We start from the raw sequence: 25,287 nt of genomic DNA on the forward strand, positions 1-25,287 counted from the left end.
GACTGCACCATGACCCGTAAAATCGCACTCATCACCGGCGCCAGCCGTGGCCTGGGCAAAAGCGCTGCGCTGCACCTGGCTGCGCAAGGCGTAGACATTATCGGCACCTACCACAGCGCCGCAGGCGAGGCCCAAGCCGTAGTTGCCCAAGTGGAGGCATTGGGTGGCCGCGCCGCCATGCTGCAACTGGACGTGAGCCAGAGCGCAAGCTTCGATGGGTTCGTCGGCCAGGTCGGCGCGTTGCTCAAGGATATTTTCGCTCAGGATCATTTCAATTTTCTGATCAATAACGCAGGCATCGCTGCCCACGCCAGCTTCGCCGAGACCACCGAAGCCCAGTTCGACCAGTTGGTGGCGATCCACGTCAAGGCGCCGTTTTTTCTCACGCAAAAACTGCTGCCGTTGATCAGCGATGGCGGACGCATCATTAACATATCCAGCGGCCTGGCGCGGTTCAGCCTGCCGGGGTATGCAGCCTATGCGTCGATGAAGGGAGCGGTCGAAGTGCTGTCGCGCTACCAGGCCAAAGAGCTGGGCCCACGCGGTATTACCGTGAACACCCTGGCACCGGGCGCGATTGCCACCGACTTCGGCGGCGGCGCGGTGCGCGACAACAGCGATGTGAATGCCATGGTCGCCAATAACACGGCCTTGGGCCGCGCCGGTTTGCCGGACGACATTGGCGGGGCGATTTCGACATTGCTGGCCGATGGCAGCCATTGGATCACCGGCCAGCGGATCGAGGCGTCGGGCGGGATGTTCCTGTAGGCGCCCACCTACAGGGCTACTGGGGTTTTATCGACGATTTTCTCGCGCAACACGTCATAACCCCAGTGGTACACATAGGTGTACGGCAGGAAGAACAGCAGCACACCAATGTCGAGGATGAACGCCTCCAACAGGCTGATCTTCATCAAGGTCGCAATCAACGGCACTGCCAGCAGGATCAGGCCGCCCTCGAACAACAGCGCGTGCAGCACCCGGGTCCAGCCACTGTTGGCCAGTTGCAGGTGTGTTTTGAGGCGGTCGAACAGGCTGTTGAAAACCACGTTCCAGCTCAGGGCCAGCAGGCTGATGCCCAGGGTCACTGCGCCCATCTCCAGTGCCGGCCTGCCGGTGATCCACACCAACAGCGGCGTACAGATCAACAAGGCCAAGCCTTCAAAACCCAGGGCTTGGAAAACACGTTCAGTAATCGACTTGGTAGGGTTCATGACCCGGCTCCGTGAATGACGATGGTTGCCATGATCAGGCTTTGTCTCGATACTTCATAACCAATAACCATCGAGCAAGGCGATAGTATGGCCTCCCACGAAGTGCTCCAGGCGTTTGTCCAGGCCGCTACCCAAGGCTCGTTTTCCGCCGCTGCGCGCAAGCTGGGCAAAAGCCAGTCGACTGTCAGCGCGGCGGTGGCCAGCCTTGAGATTGACTTGAACGTTGTGCTGTTTGATCGCAGCAGCCGCAAACCCACCTTGACTGCGGCGGGGCAGGTACTGCTGCAACGGGCCGAACAGGTGCTGGAGGCCAGCAGTCGCCTGGAGTTGGCCGCCAGTCAGCTATCCCAAGGGTTGGAGCCGAAGTTGAGTATCGCCATGTCCGATACTTACCAATCGGATCGATTCGAAATCGCCCTCACAGCCTTCGAGCAACGCTATCCGGACCTTGAGCTGGAATGCCTGATCGCCGAATGCGAAGACCTGATCGCGCTGGTACAAAGCGGCCGGGCACAGATTGCGTTTATCGAGAAACAAGAGATTTACCCGCCGGATCTAACCTTCTCCTGCGTGGAAGAACGCACGGAAATCGCGCTGTTCGTTTCGCCTAAACACCCATTGGCTGGCCTGGACAGGGTGCTTGCGCACGTCTTGCAGCAACACCGGGAACTGCGCTTGGCGAGCATCATCAACCCCAATGAAAACCGCAGCACTCAGCGTGTGTGGTCGGCACCGAGTTACCTGATGTTGATGGAGATGGCGCAACTGGGTTTTGGCTGGGCACCGATTCCACGCTGGCTGGTGGAACGTTTTGGCGGCAATCAGTTGGTCGAACTCAAGGTTCGCAGTTGGCCGCGCTCGGTGGCGGTGGATGCGTTGTGGTCACGCCAACACCCACCGGGGCCTGCTGGGAGTTGGTTGCTGGGCAAGATGCTCGACTGAGCCCCTCCCACATTTGGATAGTCATTGTCTGGGGGGATTGAGTTCGGCGAGGCGGCGCATGATGAAGCGCTTTTCCGGGACTTGTTGGGTCAGCGACAGAGCTTTTTCGTACGCTGCACGGGCCTCTTCAAGCCGTCCCAACTGCCGGCAAAACTCCCCGCGGGCCGAATGCGCCAAGTGGTAATCGTGCAAGTCACCGCGTTGCAAAATGCCCTCCACCAGCGCCAACCCCACCAATGGCCCCTGCTCCATCGCCACCGCAACTGCCCGGTTCAATTCGATCACCGGCGAGGGTACCGCTCTGAGCAGTACATCGTAGAGCCCGATAATCTGTCGCCAATCGGTTTCCCCGGCGCAGGCAGCCTCGGCGTGCACCGCCGCAATCGCCGCCTGCAAGCAATAGGGCCCGAAGCGCCGGGTGCTCAGCGCCTGCTCCACCAGGTTGCAGCCTTCAGCTATCAGAGATCTATCCCACAGCCCACGGTCCTGAGCATCCAGCAGCACCAGTTCGCCGTTGGCCGAGGTGCGTGCGGGCCTTCGCGACTCATGCAACAGCATCAACGCCAACAAGCCCATCACCTCCGGCTCCGGCAGCAATTGCATCAGCAAACGGCACAGGCGAATGGCCTCCAGGGTCAAGTCTTCGCACGTCAGGTCCGCCCCAGTGGAGGCCGTGTAGCCCTCGTTGAACACCAGGTAAATCACGCGCAACACGCTGTCCAATCGCTCGGGCAATTCGGCTCGGGACGGCACTTGGTAAGGAATTTTCGCATCGCGGATCTTGCCCTTGGCGCGCACGATGCGCTGGGCGATGGTGGCAGGTGTGGCCAGGAACGCGTGGGCGATTTGCTCGGTGCTGAGGTCGCAGATCTCACGCAGGGTCAGCGCGGCCTGGGCATCAGGGGCCAGCGCCGGATGGCAGCAGGTGAAGATCAGGCGCAGGCGGTCATCTTCCACGTCGTCATCGCTCCAGTCAGCTGCCTGCAGCGTGTCGGCCTGCTCTTGCAGCAACGGGGTAAACCGCGCCTGGCGACGCAGGCGATCGATGGCTTTGAAGCGGCCGGTCGATACCAGCCAGGCCCGTGGGTTATCCGGTATGCCGTCCTCGGGCCAGCGCTGCACGGCGACAAAAAACGCCTCGTGCAGCGCCTCCTCGGCCAGGTCGAAATCACCCAGCACGCGAATCAGCGTGGCAAGCACACGCCGTGACTCGCTGCGGTAAATGGCTTCGACCTGACCACTGAGCGTCATTGCGGCAGGTTCAGTTCGCGCACCGGGCGCACTTCCACACTGCCGACCCGGGCCGCCGGAATGCCACCCGCCACCTGGATCGCTTCGTTAAGGTCCCTGGCGTCGATCAGGTAGAACCCGGCGAGCTGCTCCTTGGTTTCGGCAAACGGCCCGTCGGTGATCGACAACTTGCCATTGCGCATACGCACGGTGGTGGCGGTGGCCACCGGCTCCAGCGGCTCGGCGGCCAGCATTCGTCCGCTGGCCTGGATCGCTTCGGCGTAAGCAAAACACTCCGAGTCGTGCGGGCTGTCGGCCGAGGTGTGCAACACCTGTTCGTCGCTGTAGATCAGGCACAGGTATTTCATGGCGTTCTCCGTGTTCGGATGACTGACTATAGTTCGCGGCGCTCAGGGTTCCAGGTCAAACAGCGCCGTGCCGCTTTGCATATCAAAGGGCGCCGACCAGTGTTCATGCACCACTTTCCATTGGCCATTGATGCGCTGGTACCCAGCGGTCACGCGCATCCAGCAGGCTTTCACCTCACCATCGGGCCCGGCACCGCCGCAGTGGGCCAGCCAGTGAGCGAACGCGCTGTCTGGCGCTTGGACGATATGCAGTTCATGAAACTCGAAGATACCGGGGCCGGGGCAATGCTTCATGCATTCTTCCCAGTGCGCGCGGTAGGCCGCCCTGCCTTTGAATTGCAAAGCGGTTACGGCATCGAACGAGACGATATCGTCGGCGTAAAAGCTGACAATCTTGTCGATATCGCGACTGACGACGGCTTGTTTCCATTGTTCGATCAGGCGGTTGATGGCAGTGCTCATGGCGATGACTCCTTGGGGTGGAAAATCACGTAGGACACTCTTAGTCGAATGGCCTTCGTGCCAATCGACACACCACGGAAAAATAATTTCCCATAGGTCAAACCCGATAAACTGAGCCCTTCTTTGCAGCCGTTCGGATAGCCCGATGCAAACCCGCCTTGTTGCCTACGAGGCGCTCAATGCTGTGCAACAACAGCAAGTGGGCGCCATCGAAGTTCATCCTGAACAATTGCCGTTTAGCGGAGATATCTACTGCGCCCTTAATACCTTGCTGGCCAACCCAAGCCCTGGGGTCAAAGGCTTTGCGTTTTTGGCAGACGACATTCCCGTGGCCTTCCTGCTGCTCAAGCGCCCCCCCTGCCTGCCCCATTGGGCCGATGAACACAGCGCCACGCTGCATGCGTTGCAGGTGGATCGCAGTCAGCAGGGGCTTGGGTTCGGCAAGGCGTGTTTACAGGCACTACCGGCCATCGCGCTCGCGGCATGGCCGCAGATCAAAGGGTTGGAGTTGTCTGTGGACACGCACAACCTGGCGGCGATGGGGCTGTATCTCGGGGCGGGATGGGTGGACAGCGGCGAGGCCTACAAGGGACGGGTCGGGTATGAGCGCCGGTTGCGCTGGATATTCAGTTCATAACGGTAATGTCACGTAAACAGGACTTTCACGCGCGCCTGTCGTGTTTACGTGACATCGAATGCGGAGTCAGCCCCGCTCTCCAACCGGTAGCCAGATTTCCACCGTCCCCGTGCCCTTCCTCCCATCGAAATCTGCGCTATAGCGCTCGAAATCCGCCCCCATCACCTTGTAGCCCGAATGCGGCAGCCATTCGAACATGATGCGTTCGTAGGTTTGCTCAAGTGCCTGCACCGGCCCGTAATGGGGGAACACGGCATAGTTGAGCGGGGGGATTTCGATGAACTCGAAGTTGCTGGGCACGTCGCCCTTGGTCGGGACTTCAACCCCCGCCATGTAATCGAATTCGCCTTGATGGGGGTTGTGGCATACCCCATAGGTCACCCCACCCACGCGCTTCTTGATGTCCTTGATGCAGGTGTCGAACAACTCCCACAACCGTGGGATATCGCCCACGGTGGCCTTCGAATAACGCCCTTGCACACCGGCGATCACCAGCGCTTTGCCGGCTTCCATGCGTGGCTCCAACGGTTGTTTTGTCTGCTGATCCATACGAACAGTCTCCTTCTTATGAGGGAACAAACCCGCATCGAGTATAGGGGCATATCCGCGCCACACTCCATGTAGAAATTTTTCCTACGCATCTGGACAACTTGCCATCATCGCCCGTATTGTCTGCTTCGCAGGCCACCGCAGTGGCCGACGTCGCTCGGACGGTTCCGGGCGCTTACGTACTCTCGAGGCAACAATGGCCGACCAAGGTTCGCCGCGCCGCTTTGCGCGCATAGATCGACTCCCCCCTTACGTTTTCAATATCACTGCCGAGCTGAAGATGGCTGCGCGTCGGCGCGGCGAAGACATCATCGACTTGAGCATGGGTAACCCCGACGGCGCCACGCCACCGCACATTGTGGAAAAAATGGTCACCGTCGCCCAGCGTGAAGACACCCACGGCTACTCCACCTCCAAAGGCATTCCACGCCTGCGCCGGGCGATTTCGCGCTGGTACAAGGACCGTTATGAAGTGGATATCGACCCCGAGTCGGAAGCCATCGTCACCATCGGTTCCAAAGAGGGTCTGGCGCACCTGATGCTGGCCACCCTGGACCAGGGCGACACCGTGCTGGTGCCCAACCCCAGCTACCCGATTCACATCTACGGTGCGGTGATTGCCGGTGCCCAGGTACGTTCGGTGCCGCTGGTGCCGGGCGTGGACTTTTTCGCCGAGCTGGAACGGGCAATTCGCGGCTCGATCCCCAAGCCAAAAATGATGATCCTCGGCTTCCCGTCCAACCCCACTGCGCAGTGCGTGGAGCTGGATTTCTTCGAGCGAGTGATCGCCCTGGCCAAGCAATACGACGTGCTGGTGGTGCACGACCTGGCCTACGCCGATATCGTCTACGACGGCTGGAAAGCCCCCTCGATCATGCAGGTACCCGGCGCCAAGGACATCGCGGTGGAGTTTTTTACCCTGTCCAAGAGCTACAACATGGCCGGCTGGCGCATCGGGTTCATGGTGGGCAACCCCGAACTGGTCAACGCCCTGGCGCGGATCAAGAGCTACCACGACTACGGCACGTTCACACCGCTGCAAGTCGCAGCGATTGCTGCGCTGGAAGGCGATCAGCAGTGCGTCAAAGACATCGCCGAGCAGTACCGCCAACGCCGCAACGTGCTGGTCAAGGGCTTGCATGAGCTGGGCTGGATGGTGGAGAACCCCAAGGCGTCGATGTACGTCTGGGCAAAAATCCCCGAACAGTATGCCGCCATGGGCTCGCTGGAATTTGCCAAGAAGTTGCTGCTGGAGGCGAAGGTGTGTGTGTCGCCGGGGATTGGTTTTGGCGAGTATGGCGATGATCACGTACGCTTTGCGCTGATCGAGAACCAGGACCGGATCCGCCAGGCGGTGCGCGGGATTCGCGGGATGTTCAGGGCCGATGGGCTAGTACCCAAAGCCAGCGTCTAACTCGGTCAAAATGTGGGAGGGGGCTTGCTCCCGATGGCGGTGGTTCAGTCGATACATCTGGTGACTGATCCACCGCCATCGGGAGCAAGCCCCCTCCCACATTTGATTGGGTTTTCACCCCAGACTGTGCGGTGTGGCTTACACCACCAACGACAGCAACATGATGAAGATCAGAGCCACGATCGACAGGATGGTCTCCATCGCCGTCCAGGTCTTGAACGTCTCGGCCACGGTCATGTTGAAGTACTGCTTGACCAGCCAGAACCCCGCATCGTTGACGTGCGACAAGATCAACGAACCCGCGCCCGTCGCCAGCACCAGCAACTCGCGGTTGACGCCCGGAATCATGCCGACCACCGGCACCACAATGCCTGCACCGGTAATGGTCGCGACCGTCGCTGAACCGGTGGCGATACGAATCACCGCCGCCACCAACCACGCCAGCAGGATCGGGTTGATCTGTGCGTTCACTGCCATATGACCGATCACATCACCCACGCCGCTGGTCACCAGCATCTGCTTGAAGCCACCACCGGCACCGATGATCAGGATGATCGCGGCGGTCGGCGCCAGGCTGGCGTCGAGCAGCTTGAGGATCTGCTTGGAATGGATGCCCTGGCGATGGCCAAAGGTGTAGAGCGACAGCAACAAAGCCAGCAGCAAGGCGGTGATCGGGTGGCCGATCATGTCCATCCAGTTGCGCACCACGTTGCCTTCGGCAAAGGCGATGTCAGCAAAGGTTTTCAGCAGCATCAGGAACACCGGCAGCAACACGGTAACCAGGGTAATGCTGAAGCTCGGCAGGTCTTTGTTTTCAGGCTCGCGGGCCAGTTGATCGACCAGTTCCTGGGACGGGTTGCCCGGAATGTACTTGGCGATAAACGTACCGAAGATCGGGCCGGCGATGATGGCGGTCGGCAGTGCGACGATCAGGCCGTACAGAATGGTCTTGCCGATATCCGCGCCGAACACGCCAATCGCCAGCAGCGGGCCCGGGTGCGGTGGCACCAGGCCGTGTACCGCCGACAGGCCGGCCAGCAGCGGGATGCCGATCTTGATCAGCGATACACCGGTACGCCGTGCCACGATGAACACCAGCGGGATCAGCAGCACAAAGCCGATTTCAAAGAACAGCGGGATGCCCACCAGGAACGCGGCGAACATCATGGCCCACTGGACCTTCTCTTTGCCGAAGGCGCGGATCAGGGTCTGGGCGATCTGATCGGCACCGCCGGATTCGGCCATCATCTTGCCGAGCATCGTGCCCAGCGCGAGGATAATGCCGACAAAGCCGAGCACGCCGCCGAAACCGTCTTGGAACGCCTTGATGATCTTGTCCACGGGCATGCCCGAGGTCAGGCCGAGGAAACCGGCCGCGATGATCAGTGCAATGAACGGGTGCACCTTGAACTTGGTGATCAGAACGATCAACCCGATGATAGTGACCACTGCATCTAGCAGCAGGTAAGACTCGTGGGACATGCCAAACATGGGGGGTCTCTCCTGTTTGTTGTTGTTATTAAAGCGGGTGTTGAATTTCCTGCCGGGGATAGCGCTATCTTTTCCGGCAAAAAATTAATGAGTTGGTTCAAAGCCGTGCTTGAGCCACCAGGCGTTGGTCTGCTCGGCCAGTTCCTCAACGCTGTCTTCACTGGCGTTGAGCGCCAGGGTCAGCGGCTCGCCCTTGGGCGACTCCAGGGTGGCGAACTGGCTGTCGATCAGGCTGGCCGGCATGAAATGGCCGGGGCGGTGGGACACGCGGTCGGCGGCCACTTCGCGGGTCAGCTCCAGGAAGACAAAGCCCAGGCCCGGCGCGGCTTCGCGAAGGTGGTCGCGGTATTTCTTTTTCAGGGCTGAACAGGTGAGCACAGGATGCTCGCCCGCTGTGAGCGACCGGCGCAGTTCATCGCACAGGATGTCGAGCCAGCCGGCGCGATCGTCGTCGTTAAGGGGGTGGCCGGCGCTCATCTTTTCGATGTTGGCGGCGGGGTGAAAGCTGTCGCCTTCAATGGCAGTGGCGCCGTTCAGGCGGCACAGGGCTTCGCTGACGCTGGACTTGCCACAGCCGGAAACACCCATGATGACCAGGGCGGTAACAGGTTGACTCATGAAACACCTCAGGACGCAGATAGCGCTACCTTTGCACAGCATAAGGCTAGTGCAAAAACAGGCTTTTCCCGCGCCGACTTGTCATTTTTATGGAGTGACGCGTGCATCTGCTCCAATCATTCGAACCGGATCAGGCAACCCTAGGTTCAATAATTTGCAGCCCTTTGGAGACAGCGCTACCTTAGTGCCTCGATTTTTGTTTGGCAAGCCGCCTGATGACCTCCAAGAACGATAAAAATACCCGCACGACGGGCCGCCCTACCCTCAATGAAGTTGCACGCCTGGCCGGGGTCAGCCCAATCACCGCCTCCCGCGCCTTGCGCGGTATCAGCACCGTGGCCACCGAACTGGTGGAAAAAGTCCAGCAGGCCGCCGCCGAACTCAGCTACGTGGTCAACCCCGCCGCTCGCGCCCTGGCGTCGGCCCAGAGCCAATCGGTGGTGGTGCTGGTGCCGTCGCTGTCCAACTTGTTGTTTATCGAAACACTGGAAGCCATCCATCAGGTACTGCGGCCCAAGGGCTTTGAAGTGCTGATCGGCAACTCCCATTATTCGCGCGATGAAGAAGAAAACCTGTTGCGCAACTACATGTCTTACCAGCCACGGGGGTTGCTGTTGACCGGATTCGACCGCACCGAAAGCGCGCGACGAATGGTCGAGACCAGCAATGTGCCGTGCGTGTACATGATGGATCTGGACCCCAATGCCGGGGTGAACTGCGTGGGTTTCTCACAGTTGGCAGCAGGCGAGACGGCAGCGGCACATTTACTGTCCCGGGGGCGCAAGCGCCTGGCCTACATCGGCGCACAGCTGGATCAGCGCACGTTGTTGCGCGGTGAAGGTTTCCGCCGCGCCTTGCAGCAGGCGGGCATGTACGACCCAGCGCTGGAACTATTGACGCCACGGCCCTCTTCCGTGGGCCTGGGCGGCGAACTGTTCCTGCAATTGCTGGCAGCGCATCCGGATGTGGATGCGATCTTCTTCGGCAACGATGACCTGGCCCAGGGCGCACTGCTTGAAGCCATGCGTCACGGCATCAAGGTGCCGGAGCGTGTCGCGGTGCTGGGCTTCAACGACTTGCCCGCGTCGGCATTCATGGTGCCGCGCCTGAGCAGCATCAGCACGCCACGAGAAGCCATTGGCCGCAGGGCGGCGGAGCATTTGTTGACCATCATGGCGGGCAACAAGATCGCCAAGCCGGTGGTGGATATGGGGTTTGAGTTGCAGGTGCGGGAGAGCACCTGACCCGCTCGTTCCCACGCTCTGCGTGGGAACGATCAGAAGTCTGCCTGTGTTAATGGCGGCTGTGCGTAGGACACTTTCGGGTGCGCCGGCTTTGAGTGTCCACCGGTCTACTAACCTGCGTACAGCTGCCACCCTCATTTAACTCGCTGCTCGGCAAGGCCATGGACCAGCACACACCACGCTGCTGAGACCTTACTCGGTCCAAATGTGGGAGGGGGCTTGCTCCCGATAGCGGTGGGTCAGCTATCTGTAAGTTGACTGACCCACCGCTATCGGGAGCAAGCCCCCTCCCACATTTTTTAACCGTGCCCACTTTACCCCTGCTAGATTGACCACTTTCCATCGCCAGGGAAGCACCATGGGACATTCACTGAAAATCTTGGGCCGCACGTCCTCCATCAACGTGCGCAAAGTGTTGTGGACCTGCCAGGAACTGGGCATCGACTACGTGCGTGAAGACTGGGGCATCGGCTTCAAGCCCACCCAGTCCACCGAGTTCCTCGCTCTGAACCCCAACGCGCAGATACCTGTGCTGATCGACGACCACGGCGTGCTGTGGGAGTCCAACACCATCTGTCGCTACCTCGTCGGCCTGTACCAACGCCACGACCTGCTGCCTGTCGAGCCCGCCCCCCGGGCGCGTGTCGAGCAATGGATCGACTGGCAAGCCGTGGAACTCAATCGCGCCTGGAGCGACGCTTTCACCGCATTGGTACGCAACAACCCCGACGGCCTCGACGCGGCGCAAATCGCCGCCGCGGTGCAGCTATGGAACGACAAGATGGGCATTCTCGAACAGCAACTGACCAAGACCGGTGCCTATGTGGCCGGCGAGGAATTCACCCTCGCCGATATCTTGATCGGCCTCTCGGTACACCGCTGGCAGGCAACGCCCATGCACCGTCCGCCCTACCCAGCCATTGCCGCCTACTATCAGCGGCTTAGCCAGCACGCCGGTTTCAAGACCTTCGCCCTCGACGGCCACAACTAAGCACAGGGACCCCACGTGAACGGACTCAACGTACTACTCACCGGCGCCTGCGGCAGAATCGGCAAGACATTTTTCCAGGCCTCGCAAGACCGCTACCGCTTCACGCTCACTGACCGCATCGCGCCGGATTTCGACCTGGGTGGACACCGTTTCGTACACGCCGACCTCAGCGATAAATCCAGCCTGGCGACCCTGCTCGAAGGCATCGACGTAATCGTGCACCTGTCGGGTATCCCCCACGCCAGTGCCTCATTCAACGAATTGCTGCCCAACAACATACTCGCTACCACCTACCTGTTCGAAGCCGCCGTGGCCGCCGGCGTGCTGCGCCTGGTGTTCGCCAGCAGCGCACAAACCATCGAAGGCTACCCGGTGGACCGGCAGATCACCCCTGGTATGCAGGTGATGCCCGCCAATATGTATGGCGTGAGCAAATGCTATGGCGAGGCGTTGTGTGGCTACTACGCAGCCAAGACGCCGCTGTCGACCATCGCCCTGCGCATCGGCGCTTTTGAATTCCCCGAAACCCACGACCTGAACAACGCCCGCGACCTCAGCGCATGGCTCAGCCCGCGGGATGCCGTGCAACTGCTGCAACGCTCAGTGGAAACCGTCGGCGTGAAGCACCTGATCGCCCACGGCATCTCCAACAACCGCTTCAAGCGTCTGGATTTGAGCGAAACCACACGTGTGCTGGGCTACCAACCGCTGGATGATGCGTTCCAGGTATTTGAAATCCCCATCACTTACTGAGTTTTCACCATGCCCGCCCAATCCACCACCGACGGTATCGACCCGCTCCGCGCCGCCCATATCAGCGCGCGCATCGATCGCCTGCCCGCCGTGTCCACCATCTGGCGCCTGGTGGCGCTGCTGTCCATCGGTGGTTTTTTCGAGCTGTATGACCTGTTCCAGACCGCCTATATCAGCCCCGGCCTGATCAGCGACGGCATTTTTAATACCGGCAGCCAGGGCGTGTTTGGCTTCTCGGACCAGGCTGCGTTCGCCTCGGCAACCTTCCTCGGCCTGTTCCTCGGCGCCAGCCTGCTCAGCCCCATCGCCGACCGCTACGGGCGCCGGGCGATCTTCACCTTTGCATTGATCTGGTACACCGTCGCCACAGTGCTGATGGGTATTCAAACCTCCGCCCTGGGCATTATCTGCATGCGCTTTGTGGTGGGCATCGGCCTGGGCATCGAACTGGTGACTATCGATGCCTACCTCTCGGAACTGGTGCCCAAGCGCATGCGCAGTTCGGCGTTTGCCTTTGCGTTTTTCATTCAGTTTCTGTCGGTGCCCGCCGTGGCCTTGATGTCGTGGTGGCTGGTGCCCCAGGCGCCGTTCGGCATCTCCGGCTGGCGCTGGGTGGTGTTGAGCAGCGCGGTGTTTGCGCTGTTTATCTGGCAATTGCGCAAGCGCCTGCCTGAATCGCCGCGTTGGCTGGCACAGAAGGGCCGTTTCGAAGAAGCCGGTGCGATCATGGACAACCTGGAAACACGCTGCCTGAAAGATCACGGCAAGCCCTTGGATGAGCCGCAACCCGAAGCCGTCAGCGTTCAAGGCAGCGGCCGTTTTGCCGATATCTGGCAACCGCCCTACCGTCGCCGCGCCTTGATGCTGATAGTGTTCCATGTGTTCCAGGCCATCGGTTTTTTCGGCTTCGGCAATTGGTTGCCGGCGCTGCTGTCGGGCCAGGGTGTCAGCGTGACCCACAGCTTGATGTACGCCTTTATCATCACCCTCGCCTACCCGCTGGGGCCGTTGCTGTTTGTGAAGGTGGCCAACCGCTTTGAAAACAAATGGCAGATTGTCGGTTCCGCCATGGGCGCGGTGATTTTCGGTAGCCTGTTCGCCCTGCAAACCAGCGCACTGGGGCTGATTTTCTGCGGGGTGATGATCACCTTCTGCAATGCCTGGCTGAGTTTCAGTTATCACTCGTACCAGAGCGAATTGTTCCCCACCAATATCCGCGCACGGGCCGTGGGGTTCTGCTATTCGTTCAGCCGCCTATCTACGGTGTTCAGCAGCCTGTTGATCGGCTTTATCCTCGAACACCTGGGCACGCCAGGGGTGTTGGCGTTTATCGCCAGCAGCATGCTGATCGTGATGATTACCATCAGCTGGTTCGGGCCGCGTACGCGTAACCTCGCGCTGGAAAATATCGCCCACTGACGGCAATGCTTGGCCGCCTGCGGCAGCATGCTTGCCGCGGCAGCCAAGCCATTCTCAGTAAACCTTGGGGTTTGCACACACGGCACGCTATTTGCTCCAGCTGTGGCACCGACCATTTGCACAGGTGACCGATCATGCTGGTTAACAACAATACCCAAGCCATGTCGACCGTCCAACAGATCAAGCGACCCGACATGGACCCCGCCAACGCCGCCGCCAGCGCGCTATACAGCGGCGCCCTGCAGACCGCGCAGCAGAACGTTACGGTACCGGTCGCGCAGAAGGCATTGGATAAGGCCGGCGATCGAATTGATGAGGCGTTCGCCAAGACTCGCGTGCAGTTGCAGGCCACAGCGTCGAACAGCAATGTGCCAGCGACCAGCGTCGCCGGTTCAGCACGCAGTGAGTTCACCGATTACATGACCAAGACCCCGGCCGAGCGCATCCGCGACCAGTTGCTCAAGGAACGGGGCCTGACGTTGGAAGAACTGAACGCCCTGCCGGTGGAAGAGCAAAACGCCTTTGCCAAGCAAGTGTCCGAGCGGCTTCAGCAGCAGCAACAGCAGCAGGTAGCAGCAAAGACGGTTGACCCACAGGCGCAGACGGTGAAAGAGACCCTGGCTGCTATCTAAGCTGCACAGTAGACCAATGTGGGAAGGGGCTTGCCCCTGATGGCATTGGGTCAGTCACCCAATGCAGTGACTGACACTCCGTCATCGGGGGCAAGCCCCCTCCCACATTTGGATCTCCTTTGACATGGGATCAGCAGAGTTTTCGACTATTGCAGTTGCAGCGTCGAATTGAACTGACTGATTGCATCCACCACATGCCGCGAGCCTTCCTGAATTTCAAGAATCACCTGCCCCGCTTCGTTGGCCAGTTCCACCCCAAGCCCCGTGCGGCTCAAGCTCGACTGCATGCTCGTCACCGCACTCAATGACAGGTCGTGGTTCTTGCGCACCACATCCACTATCTCCACCGTCGCCTGGCTGGTGCGGGCCGCGAGGCTGCGCACTTCATCGGCCACCACTGCGAACCCACGTCCATGCTAACCGGCTCGCGCCGCTTCAATCGCGGCGTTGAGCGCCAGCATATTGGTTTGTTCGGCAATGCTGCGGATGGTCTGCACGATGGCGCCGATGATGTCGGACTGTTTGTTGACCGCATCGATGCTGTGGGCAGCCTGGTTCAAGTCGCTGGAGATGGCCTCGATGATCTGTACCGTTTGCTGCACCACCTGCGAGCCCTTGCGGGCGCAGGCGTCGTTTTGTACGGAGGTGGCGTGGGCCGAATCAGCGGCGGTGCGCAGGGTGGTGACCTGGTCGGTGATGTCGCTGGCAAATTTCACCACTTTGTACAGGCGCCCATTGGTATCGAAGATCGGGTTGTAGGACGCCTCCAGAAACAAGGTCTTGCCGTATTTGTTTTTACGCTCGAAGCGATGGGAGTGGTATTCGCCGCGATTGAGGGAGGCCCAGAATGCCTTGTAGGCCGGCGACTCCACTTCACTGCGATGACAGAACATGCTGTGGTGCTGGCCGATGATTTCCTCCCGTGAGTACTGCACGGTGCGCAGGAAATTGTCGTTGGCATTCAGGATCTGGCCCTGGGGCGTGAACTCGATTACCGCCATGGAACGGCCAATGGCGTCGATCAGGCTCTGGTTTTCGTGTTCATGGTGCACCCGTGCAGAAATATCCGACGCCACTTTGATCACACTGCGTACCTGGTTGTCGCTGTCCAGCACCGGCATGTAGCTGGCTTCAAGCCATACCTCTTCACCGCGCTTGTTCAAACGCATGAAGGTGCCACTGAGCGCCTCGCCCCGCGCCAGGTCACGCCACAACTTGCTGTATTCGTCGGTGTGGGTGTAGGCCTCATCGCAGAAAATGCGGTGATGTTTACCGCGGATCTCATCGACGCTGTAACCCATGCTCTTGCAGAAATTTTCGTTGGCTTCGAGGATCACGCCTGTGCGATCAAACTCGATCATCGCCATGGAACGGCTGATGGCTGCGAGCTTGGCATTGGCTTCGGTGAGGGCACAGGAAAAACGCTGGATTTCTTGCAGGTCGGATTTGTGATGGCGGTTGAACATGGTCAGATCACCCTTGAGTCCCGGCGCCTGAACGGCGCATTCCATTCTTGTGTTGGTAAACCTTCACGGGGAAATAACCATTCAAAACGCTTTATAGGCCAAGCATCATTAACGGTCCTGGGTGAGCATAGACAGGGGTTGGCGCTATGCAAGGCCACTAATCAGCCAGCATTGCCAACCGGGCGCTGGCGGCGCGCACCCCATGTTCTGAAATGCGCTCAATCGATGAGAGGGGCTTATTCGGGCTTGAAGACAATCTGCTGCACGTCGACCTTTCTAGGGATCAGGCCGTTGGCAAAAAACAGGTCCGCCGTGCGCTGCTGATTGGCGACGTCGATCGCCTGCAACGGACGGATCGGCGCGGGCGAGCGATGCTCGAAGTAGCTTTTGACCACCGCCGGTGGCAGGCCAAGGGTGCCGGCCATCAATGCGATGCTTTCATCGGGTTGGTCGAGTGATAGTCGCTGCGCCTTGCCGAGGGTCTGGATAATGGTGGCGATGGCCTGGGGATGTTGCTGGGCGAACGGGCCGTTGACCACAAAAAAACTGCCGGCAGGGTTAAGGCCCTGGCCATCACCCAGCACGCGAGCAGAGCCGTCGACTACGGCGGCCGAGTAGTACGGGTCCCAGACCACCCAGGCATCGACCTTGCCTTGTTCGAAGGCCGCACGGCCGTCAGAAGGCGACAGGTACACCACGTTCACGTCCTTCCATTGCAAACCGGCGCGCAGCAGGCTCTTGAGGAACAGGTTGTGTGCACTGGAGCCCTTGAGCAACGCCACGCGCTTGCCCTTGAGCTCCGCGACGTTCTGCACGGTGCTGGCCTTGGGCACCAGCACGGCTTCGGTCTTGCCGTCGTTGGGCTCGACGGCAAAGTACTGCAAGTCGATGCCGGCCGCCTGGGCAAAGATCGGCGGGATGTCGCCGATATTGCCGATGTCCAGGCTGCCGGCGTTGAGTGCCTCGATCAGCGGCGGGCCGCCGAGGAATTCGGTCCATTGCACCTGGGTGCCGGGCAGCGCAGCTTCGAAGAGCTTGTGCTCACGGGCGAGCACCATACTCACCGAGCTTTTCTGGTAGCCGATGCGCAGGGTGGGAGGTTCGGCGGCGAGCGCAGGCTGGGCCAGGACGGTGAGCGCCAGCAGCGAACCCCCTAGTAGTTTTTTCAGTTTTTTCATGGGTTGCCTCATGGTCGTGATCGTGAGCGGATTGGCCGTGCGCAGTGAGTCAGGCGTGGTGTTCATTCCAGGCACAACCGCAGGCGGCCGTTAAGGGCGCGGGCCATGTAATCACTGACCGAGCGCTGGGAAACTCCTAGTTCGGCCGCGATCGCGGGGTACGTCAGGCCATTGAGTCGGGACAACAGGAACGTCGCCCTGACCTTGGCCGGCAGGCCGTCGAGCCACTGGTCGACGGCCTGCAGCGCCTCGCACGTCTGGGCCAGGTTTTCGGGGGACGGCACGCTAAAGGCTTCATCGTTATCCAGGGCGTCGAGATAGGCGCGCTCCAGGTCACGTCGCCGCCACAGCTGATACATCAGGCGCTGGGCAATGGTGGTGAGCAAGGCGCGAGGCTGACGGATCGGGGCGACGTCGAGTGCGCTCAGGAGCTGGACAAAGGTGTCGGCGGCGATGTCTTCGGCGTGTGCACGGGAATCGAGTTGACGATACAAGCGGCTGCACAACCAGGCGTAATGGCTGCGGAACAGTGCGCCCACGTAGGCGGGGTGAGAGGTGTCGGCGCCGGACATAGTGGCTCCTGTCGAGTAGGGTGCGCGTTATGTCCGGTGTTCCGGTAGAGCGATCCTAGCAAGGCCTCTTATTCTTTAATAATATTTAAAATGCATTTTTATATAGCTTTATTGAATATCCGTATAGCCAAGGCTGGCGGCTTGCCGTTGGTAATCCAACAGCACCTGATAGTCGTCTTCGCTAGCGGGGAGCACGGCTTGCACACCAAGGGTTTGCACCACCTGCGGCAGGTCTTGCAACGCCAGGTTCATCGCTTCGCGGACCTGCTTCAGCTGCACATCGCTCAAGCCCGGCGGGCCGATATAGGGCAAGGTCGGGCTCGGCGCGCTGCGGGTAACCATGCGCAAACCCGCGACCTCTTCGGGCACGAAACGCGCCAGGTAGTCGTAGGTCACGCTGTCGATGGCAGCGAGGTCCGCGCGATCTTCACGCAGCCAGCGCAGGCTCTCACGGTGGGCACCGCTGACGGCGACGCTGGCGAAGAAACGCCCGTCGCGCTGCAACGGTGCCAGGCAGTGGCGCAGTAGGTTCATGCCACTGTTGGAGTCGTGGCCGTTGATCACCCCGCGGCTGTTGTAGAACTGCGCCAGGATAGTACGTGGGTTGTCAACGCGGCTCAGCAACAGGCTGCAGTGTTCGCCATTGCTGCTATGGGGCAGCTCGTAGCGGGGGCGACCGACGACGCGAACCTGGCCACGCAGTTGGGTCATCAGCGGGTAGCCGCAGGTTTGGGTGACGAGCAATTCTGGCGCCAGCCACAGGCCGGGCAAGTCGAGGTGGTCGGCGTTACGCCGATGCAGGCCCAAGCGCTCAAGGATGCGCGCAAGCCACTGTTGATTGGCTTGCTCGATGGGCTCCGGGGCGACATACATGCGCAACTCGGCATAGCGCTCACTCATGGGCATCTCTCAGGCAAAAGGGTGCCGGGGGCTGTCGATGGCCTTGAGGCCGTGGCGGCTGATCAACTGGCCGTAGCCCTTCACCAGGAACCCACCGCTGCGCGCGAGCCACTGTTCGCGACGGGCGCGATATACCGTAGGTAGCAGGTACCAGGGTAGTTTCGGCAGGTCGTGGTGCACCAGGTGCAGGTTGTTGTTGAGGAACAGCCAGCGCCAGGGCCAGTACGCTTCGTTGAGCACCGTGCGCTGTTCCGGCCGCGGATGCGGGCGATGTTCATAGTAGGAACGGATCGACGCCAAGGACAAGGCCGGCACGCTCACCAGCAGCAGGTAATGCCACACCGGCAAGGCACTGTAATGGGCGATAAAACCCAGCATCAACAGGGTCACGGCGCCGTGGGCCAGCCACATCGGCCAAACCTCTGGCAGGCGTTGCCATTGATCGCGCAGTAAGCGGCTGATGGCCAGGGGTGCCGCCAGCAGCAAGCGACCGAATACGGTCTTGGTCAGCCAATGCACGCTGCGTTGCAAGCGCGAGCTGGCGTCCCACTGCTGTTGGTTAAGGTAGCGGCTTTCCGGGTCGATGCCGGGCAGGGTCAGGTCTTCGTCGTGATGATGCAACAGGTGGCTGTCGCGATACAGGGTGTAGGGGTACCACACGGCAAACGGCGCGTAACCGAGCAGTTTGTTCACCAACGGCAAACGGGTGGGATGGCCGTGCAGCAACTCGTGTTGCAGCGACAGCCAGAGGGTCACCAACGGGATCAGCAACAAGGTGCTGCACCACAGGCCCAGCCAGTGGCTGGCAAGCAACACACCGAACCAGCCGGCATACACGCCGAGCAACAGCAGCCAGGTCGGCCATTCGGTCTTCGCGGTAAAACTTGCAGCCAGGGCTTGAATTTCCCGGCGGTGGCTCAGGTCAAGGTAGTTGGCCATCGGCAGCTCAGAGCAGGTGTTTCCTACTCTGTGCCGCGAGACGCGCCAATCTTGCAGATCCTTTGGTTCTAAGCTTGTAACTCAGTGACCGAACAGCCCAGTCTCGGACTTCTTGGCTTTCTTGTCCGCACGCTTTTCATCGGCGGTCTTTGCCGGTTTTTTCTTCGCGGCTTTCTTTGAATCCATACCTTTGGCCATGATGCATGCTCAACTTAAGGGGATGTAGCACTGGGTATACCACCTATTGCCCGGCAGAAGGCGCTTATAATCCCCGGCCCTGACCCCGCTGGCCCAAAGACCATGCCCGAACTGCACATCGAACCGCTGGCAGAGCCTCTGTGGCCACTGTTGAACAAGTTTTACCGCAGCCACAACTCTTCGATGAAGGCCCTCAAGGGCGGCCGTTTGTGGGTAGCTCGCGACGGCGAGATCGTGGCTGGGTTGTGCTTGAGCCCGGTGGTGGGTGGGCAGTGGCTGACGGGGGTGTTTGTCGATCCGGCCTATCGCGGCCAGGGGTTGGCGGCACGCTTGATTGAGCAGGCGGTAGCCGCAGTGGAGGGTACGGTGTGGCTGCTGTGCCATCCGGATCTGGAGGGGTTGTATCAGCGTATGGGGTTCAGTCAGGACACGCTGCTGCCGCAGTCCCTCAGCGAGCGGTTGGTGCGCTACAAACGGAACAAGCCGATGATTGCGATGGGGTTCTCAATCACCTGAATGATGCCGGATAAAAATGTGGGAGGGGGCTTGCTCCCGATGGCGGAGTGTCCGTCGCTGAAATGTCGACCGGTCCACCGCTATCGGGAGCAAGCCCCCTCCCACATTGGGACCTCAGGTAGCCTGGTGTTTATTCGTCAGCTGTCGGATCCAATTCCGGAAACATCACTTCGATAAACCCGAACTTGCTGAAATCAGTGATCCGCGACGGGTACAGCCGACCGATCAAGTGGTCGCATTCATGCTGCACCACCCGTGCATGAAAGCCGTCGGCAAAACGCACAATCGGCTCGCCCTTGGGGTCGAAACCTTCGTAGCGAATCTGCTGATAACGGTTCACGGCGCCGCGCAAACCCGGCACCGACAGGCAGCCTTCGAAGCCCTCTTCCAGCACCGGGCTCAGGGGCGTGATAAGCGGGTTGATCAGGATGGTCTGCGGTACAGGCGGCGCCTCCGGGTAGCGTTCGCTGGCCTCGAAACCAAAAATCACCAGTTGCAGGTCGACACCAATCTGCGGTGCAGCCAGGCCAACACCGCCCACGTGTTCCATGGTCTGGAACATGTCGTCGATCAGTTGCCACAACTCGGGGCTGTCGAACATTTCCGGCGGTACCGGTGGGGCGATACGCAGCAGGCGTTCGTCGCCCATTTTCAGGATTTCACGGATCATCGCGGCACTTCTTCAGGAGTGGGCTTGGAGTGGTCCCGGCCTAGGCCCGAGACGTGCTGTTTTTCATCGGTGTGACCGGGTTCGTCAAACTCCTTTTCACCTGGGTCCTTGCCTTCGGCCGACATGTGTTCGATCACGGCATTCATCTCCGCACCCAGCAGTAACACGGCGGAGGAAATATAGAAGTACAGGAGCAGGACAATGATCGCGCCGATGCTGCCATACATGGCGTTGTAGTCGGCGAAGGTCTTGACGTAATAACCAAAGCCCAGGGAAGCCACGATCCACACCACCACGGCCAACACCGAGCCTGGGGTAATGAAGCGGAATTTCTGCTCGACGTCCGGCATCACGTAATACATGAGTGCCACGGCGAACATCAGCAGGATCACGATCAATGGCCAGCGCAGGATGGTCCACAGGGTGACGACGAACTCCTGCATGCCGATCTGCCCGGCCAGCCACTCCATGACCTGCGGGCCAAGCACCATCAGCGCAGCGGCGGCCAGCAACATGCCGGCAATGCCGACGGTGTAGAAAATCGACAGGGGGAAGCGCTTCCAGATCGGCCGGCCTTCGACGACGTCATAGGCCGCGTTCATCGCACTCATCATCAGGCGTACGCCCGCAGAGGCGGTCCACAGCGCGATGACGATACCAACCGAAAGCAGGCCGCCCTTGGACTGTTGCAACTGGTCGATGACCGGGTTGACCTGCTCCAGCGCCTGGGGCGGCAACACCAGCTCCGACTGCAGGCGCAGCCAGGTGAAGAAGTCCGGCAGATGCAGGAAACCGATCAGGGCAATCAGGAAAAGCAGGAAGGGAAACAAGGAGAACAGCATCTGGTAAGCCAGTGCCGAAGCGTAGGTAGGCATCTCGTCATCGACGAATTCCTTGACGGTGCGTATCAGCACCTTGTGCAGCTTGAGACCATCGAGTACCGGAAAAATCATAGCGTCTCCTTTCGCCGCAAAGAGGTTGAGTTCGTGGGCGACTCAGGGGCCGTTTTCTACATCAAAGTAGCCCATTTGGCGACTTTGAAACAATTTCCAAAATTTAGTTGCAACAGTTCACACAAAAACGGCCATCCGTGGATGGCCGCCATACTGCTGGGCAAACCCAGGAGAACGCCTTATTCGGTGGCTTTTTTCACCGCGTCCTTGGTTTTCCCGACTGCTTGCTGCGCTTCACCTTTTTTCTCTTGGATCACGCCTTCAGCACGCAGCTTGTCGTTGTCTGTGACTTTGCCGACACCCTGCTTGATGTTGCCGACCGCTTCGTTCGCCAAACCTTTTGCCTTATCCGATGTGCTGCTCATGGTATTTCTCCTGGAACAATCGAGGGTTTTGGTCATTACGTAGAGGTTGACCCAGGGCGCTTCGGCAGAGTTTCAATTATTTTCGCGAGGCATTTTATCGCCTGCCGCAGGTTTGGCTTTATGTTTTGCGGCCAACCCACGAGAATGCCCGGCACATTCAGGCTGCAACGCTGAATAACAGATCCCGTAGGAAGGTTATGAAACTCAATAAAGCACAGGCTATCGCCCGCAGAAACCAGGAACTGGGCGGTGCCGTACTCGGCGTCAACAACTGCCATTTCACCGACCTGGACCACAAGCGCAACATCTGGTGGTTCGACCTGCCCGTTGCGCGGATTGCCGTGGGCCAGTACGAGTGGATCCATCTGCTGATGCATAACGCCGAGACGGACCAGTTGTTGCACCTGAAGGTGCCGACTGTGTTTCTGCGCGAAAAGCTGGAAGGGTTGGTGGTACGCAATGCGGGCAAGCGCAAGCCGGAGATAACCCTGGAACTGAGCGCCGACAAGGACTCGTTCCTCAAGGATGTACGCCCGGCGGGTGCCGGCGTGAGCTTTGCCCAGTTCACTCTGTAACCATCGCCCCTAACCGGCGAGAGCGTGACTGCTGTGCCAGCAGTCACGCTCTCGCGCACTTTCAGGCGGTTGCCACTGACCGACCGGCAATACGCTGAGCCAGGGCGATGGCAAACAGGCAAAACAGCGACATGACCAGAATCCCCATCATCAGCCCCATGGCGGTGCTGGTGTGCCCCTCAGAGAAAAAGAACAGCGCCACTGCCGCGCCCGCCATCTTGATCGCGCCTTGCAGCGCACTCCCGGTACCGGCATGTTTTGCCTGGCCATGCAGACTGATCCCCAACAACAAGGGTGAGGACAGGCCACAGCCGAGAGCGACCAAAAAGCCATACGCCACCAACGCCGGGGCCGTGACCAGCTTGAATGCCTGGAGAACCAGCGGAGCGAGCGCCGCCAACACCGTCAGCGCCACCAGGGACGTCATCAGGATGCGCTCAGGCGAGTAACGATTCAAAAACCGCTTGGTCAGGTAAGAACCCAAGACGATACCCGCAGAGTAGCCAACGAACAGCAGGCCGTTTTCCTGGCTCTGCAGATGGAACTGCAATTGATAGATGAATGGGCTCGCGGTGAAGTAGCCGATGGTGATCGCAAACAGTACCGCAGAGACCAGGCTGTAAACCATGAAGTTGAAGTCGCGCAGCAGTACTTTGAAACCCTCAAGCCGTTTGGAAGGCACGCCCTGCAGCGGAGCTGTTTCAACCAGTGTGGCCTTGATAAATACGGCGCCGAGCAGCGTGATCAGGGTCAGTGCGTAGAAATTATATTGCCAAGGAAGTGCAGCAGTAATAAAACCACCCAGCACCGGCGCAAGCGCAGGCGAGACCTGGGACGCCATGGAGAACACCGTCAGCGATTTGGACAACTCGGTTTTATCTTTGAACGTATCGCTCAATATTGCCCGGCTTATCACGGGGCAACCGCCAGCACCGATACCTGTTAACAAACGAAACAGATAGAGCGCCTGAATACTGTCCGCCGTCGACGTCAGGTAATTGCCCAAGGCGCCGAGGGCAAGGGAGACCATAATCACCGGTACCCGCCCTTTTCTATCGGAGATCGGCCCATACACCAACTGGGACAGTGCAAAGCCTGCCAGATAGAAGACCACCAGGTTTTGGGACTGCGCGTCAGTTACCGAAAATACCCGTGCAATCTCCGGCAAGGCGGGGTTGTACAAGTCAATGGAAAACAACCCCAATACCAGGATCAGGCAGGAGTTGGTGATCACCATTCTAGAATTCACGACAGGCTCCTTACAGTAATGGATGGTCTTTCAAGCGTGTGCCGTATTCGCTATTGGGCGTGGTATGTCGCCCGTCGCATTTGATTTCAATCAGATGAGGTGCGGCGGTGCTCATGATGCTTTCAATACAATCTTGCAAGGCCTGTGGGGAGTCCACGCACGTCGCGCTCACGCCCAGGCTCTGGGCAAACAGGCACCAGTTGTAATCGGGAATTTGCGTCAGCGCGGCTAAGTTGTCTTTGTTATTGAAGTAACTTGCCGAATAGGACCGGTTATTGAAAACGACGAAGACGATATTCAACCCATGTTTCGCGGCGGTCGATAGCTCAAGGCCCTGCATCAGCATGCAGCCATCACCGGTAATCACCATGGTTTTGCCATCGGGGCGGGCGAAACTTGCACCGATGCCTGCCGGGATACTCCAGCCCATCGGGCCTAATGTGGTTGCCGATAAATAGGCCGCCGCCCCCCGCGCGGTCCAGTAGTGGCCGAAGAAGGATCGATGGGAGCCCGAATCGACACACACCACGCCATCACTGGGGAAAAACGCTTGCAGCACCGGGATATAGGCGGCGGGATGGTCGGCAAGATTGCCCGTAGCTTTGGCATCGACCGGGTAATGCAGCGGCACCCGTTGAAGATCATTCGACCATCTGGAGCGACTCTCCTGGCTGGCCTCCAGCTCTTGTGCGTGAACCTCGCTGACCAGCCTCAGGAAACCCTCCCCCGTCGCCACCACACCGTGATCAATATCAAGATACCGTCCCAGATAATCTGGGTTCTCATCCACCTGGATCGCGCCAAATTGAGGCCTTAGCTCATGGGACCAGAGCATGGTGCTCCATTGAGTGGTATCGAGCCCAAGGAGAATCACACCGTCCACACCGCCCTTGAACGCCTCGATAGCGCGCTTGTTTCCCGAATAACCGTAAACGCCCAAAGCGTTGGGATGGTCCTCCGGGAACAGCCCTTTGGCGCTCAAGGTGGTCGCGACCGGAATCGAAAAGCGCTCGGAAAATGCCAGGAGCGCAGCGCCAACCTTGGAGTTTTTGCAACGTAGCCCCGCGAGAATGACGAGATTGGTCGAGCGCTTGAACACGGCCTTGATCGCCGCGCTTTTGATCTTTTCAACGGCAAGCGCTTGGTTGCTCCACGACTCCAGTACGTTGGCGGCGATATCGGCGCGGCTCGTGGATTTCTCGTACAGTGCTTCCTTGCTGACGGCCAAGTAGGTCGGGCCTTTTTCCAGGCCTTTCAACAACCGCACCGATTCGCGCAAAAACGCCGACAAGGGTTGCCCTGCCTTGACCTCGAGGGCACTGCGGGTGATGGGTTTGAATACATCACACAGATTCACGCCGGTTTGGCTCCCGTCCTGCAGCACGTTTTGCATTTCCAGCGATGACGCAATCTGGCCCGACAAGAGCAAGACCGACTGGTGGTCCGTGTAAGCGGAAGCGATCCCGGTCAGCGCGTTGGTAACACCGGGCCCGCCTATCACCAGGCACACCCCGAATGTTTCACTGGCACGCGCATAGCCTTCGGCCATATAGGACGCGCCTGTTTCACACGCTGTAACCACCGGTTCAATGTCAAGCGTTGTAGAGCCATCACTGGGATAACAACGCATAAACGCATTGATCAACTTGCCAGGCACCATGAAGAAGTGCGTAACCCCCAAAGACTGAAGTTGGCGAAGAATGTAATGTGCACCGGTTTCGCCAGTACTTTGCAATTCCATT

General features: G+C 59.6%; 27 protein-coding genes and 2 pseudogenes. 11 read left to right on the forward strand and 18 right to left on the reverse strand.

Translation table 11 applies throughout. The annotated features are described in order from the left end of the window. The first annotated feature begins 9 nt into the window (after window positions 1-9). Window positions 10-768: an SDR family NAD(P)-dependent oxidoreductase gene (locus LJX92_RS20380; protein WP_228308879.1), complete on the forward strand. Its 759-nt coding sequence runs from the start codon at window positions 10-12 to the stop codon at window positions 766-768. An 8-nt stretch (window positions 769-776) separates the two neighbouring features. On the opposite strand, the gene LJX92_RS20385 is transcribed toward LJX92_RS20380, so the two are convergent. Continuing rightward, complete coding sequence (locus tag LJX92_RS20385) at window positions 777-1,214, reverse strand: multidrug/biocide efflux PACE transporter (RefSeq protein WP_228308880.1); 438 nt, start codon at window positions 1,212-1,214, stop codon at window positions 777-779. 87 nt (window positions 1,215-1,301) lie between these two features. On the opposite strand from LJX92_RS20385, the gene LJX92_RS20390 reads away from it, so the two are divergent. Then, on the forward strand, window positions 1,302-2,156 hold the full coding sequence (locus tag LJX92_RS20390) for a LysR family transcriptional regulator (protein WP_032879795.1): 855 nt from the start codon (window positions 1,302-1,304) through the stop codon (window positions 2,154-2,156). Window positions 2,157-2,177: 21 nt separating this feature from the next. Here LJX92_RS20390 and LJX92_RS20395 read toward each other — a convergent pair whose 3' ends face one another. Genes LJX92_RS20395 through LJX92_RS20405 form a run of 3 tightly spaced genes read right to left on the reverse strand, consistent with a single transcriptional unit; the run spans window position 2,178 to window position 4,216 of the window. Beyond that, window positions 2,178-3,407 carry an RNA polymerase sigma factor gene (locus LJX92_RS20395; RefSeq protein ID WP_148852584.1) on the reverse strand — a complete coding sequence of 410 codons (1,230 nt, stop codon included), beginning with the start codon at window positions 3,405-3,407 and terminating at the stop codon, window positions 2,178-2,180. Beyond that, on the reverse strand, window positions 3,404-3,754 hold the full coding sequence (locus LJX92_RS20400) for a YciI family protein (protein WP_228308881.1): 351 nt from the start codon (window positions 3,752-3,754) through the stop codon (window positions 3,404-3,406). Before LJX92_RS20400 ends, LJX92_RS20395 begins: the two co-directional genes overlap by 4 nt. A 42-nt stretch (window positions 3,755-3,796) precedes the next feature. Beyond that, window positions 3,797-4,216 carry a YybH family protein gene (locus LJX92_RS20405; RefSeq protein WP_228308882.1) on the reverse strand — a complete coding sequence of 140 codons (420 nt, stop codon included), beginning with the start codon at window positions 4,214-4,216 and terminating at the stop codon, window positions 3,797-3,799. Between the two features lie 145 nt (window positions 4,217-4,361). Here LJX92_RS20405 and LJX92_RS20410 point away from each other — a divergent pair, with 145 nt between their 5' ends. Beyond that, window positions 4,362-4,853, forward strand: a complete 492-nt coding sequence (locus LJX92_RS20410) for a GNAT family N-acetyltransferase (protein ID WP_032879790.1) — start codon at window positions 4,362-4,364, stop codon at window positions 4,851-4,853. Window positions 4,854-4,919: 66 nt separating this feature from the next. Here LJX92_RS20410 and LJX92_RS20415 read toward each other — a convergent pair whose 3' ends face one another. Beyond that, complete coding sequence (locus tag LJX92_RS20415; protein ID WP_148852586.1) at window positions 4,920-5,402, reverse strand: GyrI-like domain-containing protein; 483 nt, start codon at window positions 5,400-5,402, stop codon at window positions 4,920-4,922. A gap of 196 nt (window positions 5,403-5,598) precedes the next feature. Between LJX92_RS20415 and alaC the strand changes: the two genes are divergently transcribed. Further along, window positions 5,599-6,816 carry an alanine transaminase gene (gene alaC, locus LJX92_RS20420; protein WP_032879786.1) on the forward strand — a complete coding sequence of 406 codons (1,218 nt, stop codon included), beginning with the start codon at window positions 5,599-5,601 and terminating at the stop codon, window positions 6,814-6,816. A 138-nt stretch (window positions 6,817-6,954) separates the two neighbouring features. Here the strand turns inward: alaC and LJX92_RS20425 are convergent, their stop codons facing one another. Together LJX92_RS20425 and LJX92_RS20430 are read right to left on the reverse strand one after the other, a co-directional pair. Continuing rightward, window positions 6,955-8,307, reverse strand: a complete 1,353-nt coding sequence (locus tag LJX92_RS20425; protein WP_032902782.1) for a GntP family permease — start codon at window positions 8,305-8,307, stop codon at window positions 6,955-6,957. 84 nt (window positions 8,308-8,391) lie between these two features. After that, window positions 8,392-8,925, reverse strand: coding sequence for a gluconokinase (locus tag LJX92_RS20430; RefSeq protein WP_032879784.1), 534 nt, complete (start codon window positions 8,923-8,925; stop codon window positions 8,392-8,394). A gap of 212 nt (window positions 8,926-9,137) precedes the next feature. Here LJX92_RS20430 and LJX92_RS20435 point away from each other — a divergent pair, with 212 nt between their 5' ends. From LJX92_RS20435 to LJX92_RS20455, 5 genes are all read left to right on the forward strand, one after another. Continuing rightward, window positions 9,138-10,169: a LacI family DNA-binding transcriptional regulator gene (locus tag LJX92_RS20435; protein ID WP_164699564.1), complete on the forward strand. Its 1,032-nt coding sequence runs from the start codon at window positions 9,138-9,140 to the stop codon at window positions 10,167-10,169. A 358-nt stretch (window positions 10,170-10,527) separates the two neighbouring features. Beyond that, window positions 10,528-11,160 carry a glutathione S-transferase family protein gene (locus tag LJX92_RS20440; RefSeq protein ID WP_228308883.1) on the forward strand — a complete coding sequence of 211 codons (633 nt, stop codon included), beginning with the start codon at window positions 10,528-10,530 and terminating at the stop codon, window positions 11,158-11,160. 15 nt (window positions 11,161-11,175) lie between these two features. Beyond that, window positions 11,176-11,913 carry an NAD-dependent epimerase/dehydratase family protein gene (locus LJX92_RS20445; RefSeq protein ID WP_228308884.1) on the forward strand — a complete coding sequence of 246 codons (738 nt, stop codon included), beginning with the start codon at window positions 11,176-11,178 and terminating at the stop codon, window positions 11,911-11,913. 9 nt (window positions 11,914-11,922) lie between these two features. After that, on the forward strand, window positions 11,923-13,332 hold the full coding sequence (locus LJX92_RS20450) for an MFS transporter (protein ID WP_148852588.1): 1,410 nt from the start codon (window positions 11,923-11,925) through the stop codon (window positions 13,330-13,332). Window positions 13,333-13,466: 134 nt separating this feature from the next. Continuing rightward, the gene (locus LJX92_RS20455; RefSeq protein ID WP_148852589.1) at window positions 13,467-13,964 is read left to right on the forward strand and encodes a hypothetical protein; all 498 of its coding nucleotides are present in this window, start codon (window positions 13,467-13,469) and stop codon (window positions 13,962-13,964) included. A gap of 146 nt (window positions 13,965-14,110) precedes the next feature. Here the strand turns inward: LJX92_RS20455 and LJX92_RS27140 are convergent. From LJX92_RS27140 to LJX92_RS20480, 6 genes and pseudogenes are all read right to left on the reverse strand, one after another. Next, window positions 14,111-14,683: pseudogene (locus tag LJX92_RS27140) on the reverse strand (methyl-accepting chemotaxis protein). Between the two features lie 18 nt (window positions 14,684-14,701). Next, window positions 14,702-15,475 (reverse strand): annotated as a pseudogene (locus tag LJX92_RS27145) (PAS domain-containing protein); the annotation flags it as partial. Window positions 15,476-15,666: 191 nt separating this feature from the next. Beyond that, window positions 15,667-16,608: an aliphatic sulfonate ABC transporter substrate-binding protein gene (locus tag LJX92_RS20465; protein ID WP_216092006.1), complete on the reverse strand. Its 942-nt coding sequence runs from the start codon at window positions 16,606-16,608 to the stop codon at window positions 15,667-15,669. A gap of 62 nt (window positions 16,609-16,670) precedes the next feature. Next, window positions 16,671-17,180 carry a sigma-70 family RNA polymerase sigma factor gene (locus LJX92_RS20470; protein WP_032879778.1) on the reverse strand — a complete coding sequence of 170 codons (510 nt, stop codon included), beginning with the start codon at window positions 17,178-17,180 and terminating at the stop codon, window positions 16,671-16,673. 108 nt (window positions 17,181-17,288) lie between these two features. Further along, a complete protein-coding gene (locus LJX92_RS20475) occupies window positions 17,289-18,080 on the reverse strand; it encodes a phosphate/phosphite/phosphonate ABC transporter substrate-binding protein (protein WP_228308885.1) in 792 nt (263 codons plus the stop codon). A gap of 9 nt (window positions 18,081-18,089) precedes the next feature. After that, window positions 18,090-19,019, reverse strand: coding sequence for a fatty acid desaturase (locus LJX92_RS20480; RefSeq protein WP_228308886.1), 930 nt, complete (start codon window positions 19,017-19,019; stop codon window positions 18,090-18,092). 300 nt (window positions 19,020-19,319) lie between these two features. On the opposite strand from LJX92_RS20480, the gene LJX92_RS20485 reads away from it, so the two are divergent. Beyond that, entirely contained in the window at window positions 19,320-19,733 is a 414-nt protein-coding gene (locus LJX92_RS20485; protein ID WP_103734756.1) for a GNAT family N-acetyltransferase, read from the forward strand. Window positions 19,734-19,863: 130 nt separating this feature from the next. Here the strand turns inward: LJX92_RS20485 and def are convergent, their stop codons facing one another. The 3 genes from def to LJX92_RS20500 form a co-directional block, all read right to left on the reverse strand. Next, entirely contained in the window at window positions 19,864-20,403 is a 540-nt protein-coding gene (def, locus tag LJX92_RS20490) for a peptide deformylase (RefSeq protein ID WP_005790734.1), read from the reverse strand. Beyond that, the gene (locus LJX92_RS20495) at window positions 20,400-21,356 is read right to left on the reverse strand and encodes a YihY/virulence factor BrkB family protein (RefSeq protein ID WP_223017842.1); all 957 of its coding nucleotides are present in this window, start codon (window positions 21,354-21,356) and stop codon (window positions 20,400-20,402) included. The genes def and LJX92_RS20495 overlap by 4 nt, the downstream gene beginning before the upstream one ends. A 179-nt stretch (window positions 21,357-21,535) precedes the next feature. Next, window positions 21,536-21,721, reverse strand: coding sequence for a CsbD family protein (locus LJX92_RS20500; RefSeq protein ID WP_032879770.1), 186 nt, complete (start codon window positions 21,719-21,721; stop codon window positions 21,536-21,538). Between the two features lie 197 nt (window positions 21,722-21,918). Here LJX92_RS20500 and LJX92_RS20505 point away from each other — a divergent pair, with 197 nt between their 5' ends. Continuing rightward, the gene (locus tag LJX92_RS20505) at window positions 21,919-22,296 is read left to right on the forward strand and encodes a hypothetical protein (protein WP_005790741.1); all 378 of its coding nucleotides are present in this window, start codon (window positions 21,919-21,921) and stop codon (window positions 22,294-22,296) included. Between the two features lie 61 nt (window positions 22,297-22,357). Here LJX92_RS20505 and LJX92_RS20510 read toward each other — a convergent pair whose 3' ends face one another. Further along, a complete protein-coding gene (locus LJX92_RS20510; RefSeq protein WP_148852594.1) occupies window positions 22,358-23,545 on the reverse strand; it encodes a multidrug effflux MFS transporter in 1,188 nt (395 codons plus the stop codon). A 10-nt stretch (window positions 23,546-23,555) separates the two neighbouring features. Next, a complete protein-coding gene (locus LJX92_RS20515; RefSeq protein ID WP_078822152.1) occupies window positions 23,556-25,286 on the reverse strand; it encodes a thiamine pyrophosphate-binding protein in 1,731 nt (576 codons plus the stop codon). Window position 25,287 lies beyond the last annotated feature (1 nt).

It is taken from the genome of Pseudomonas sp. HN8-3, from assembly GCF_020790195.1.
In the GTDB taxonomy this organism is placed as follows: domain Bacteria; phylum Pseudomonadota; class Gammaproteobacteria; order Pseudomonadales; family Pseudomonadaceae; genus Aquipseudomonas; species Aquipseudomonas synxantha_A.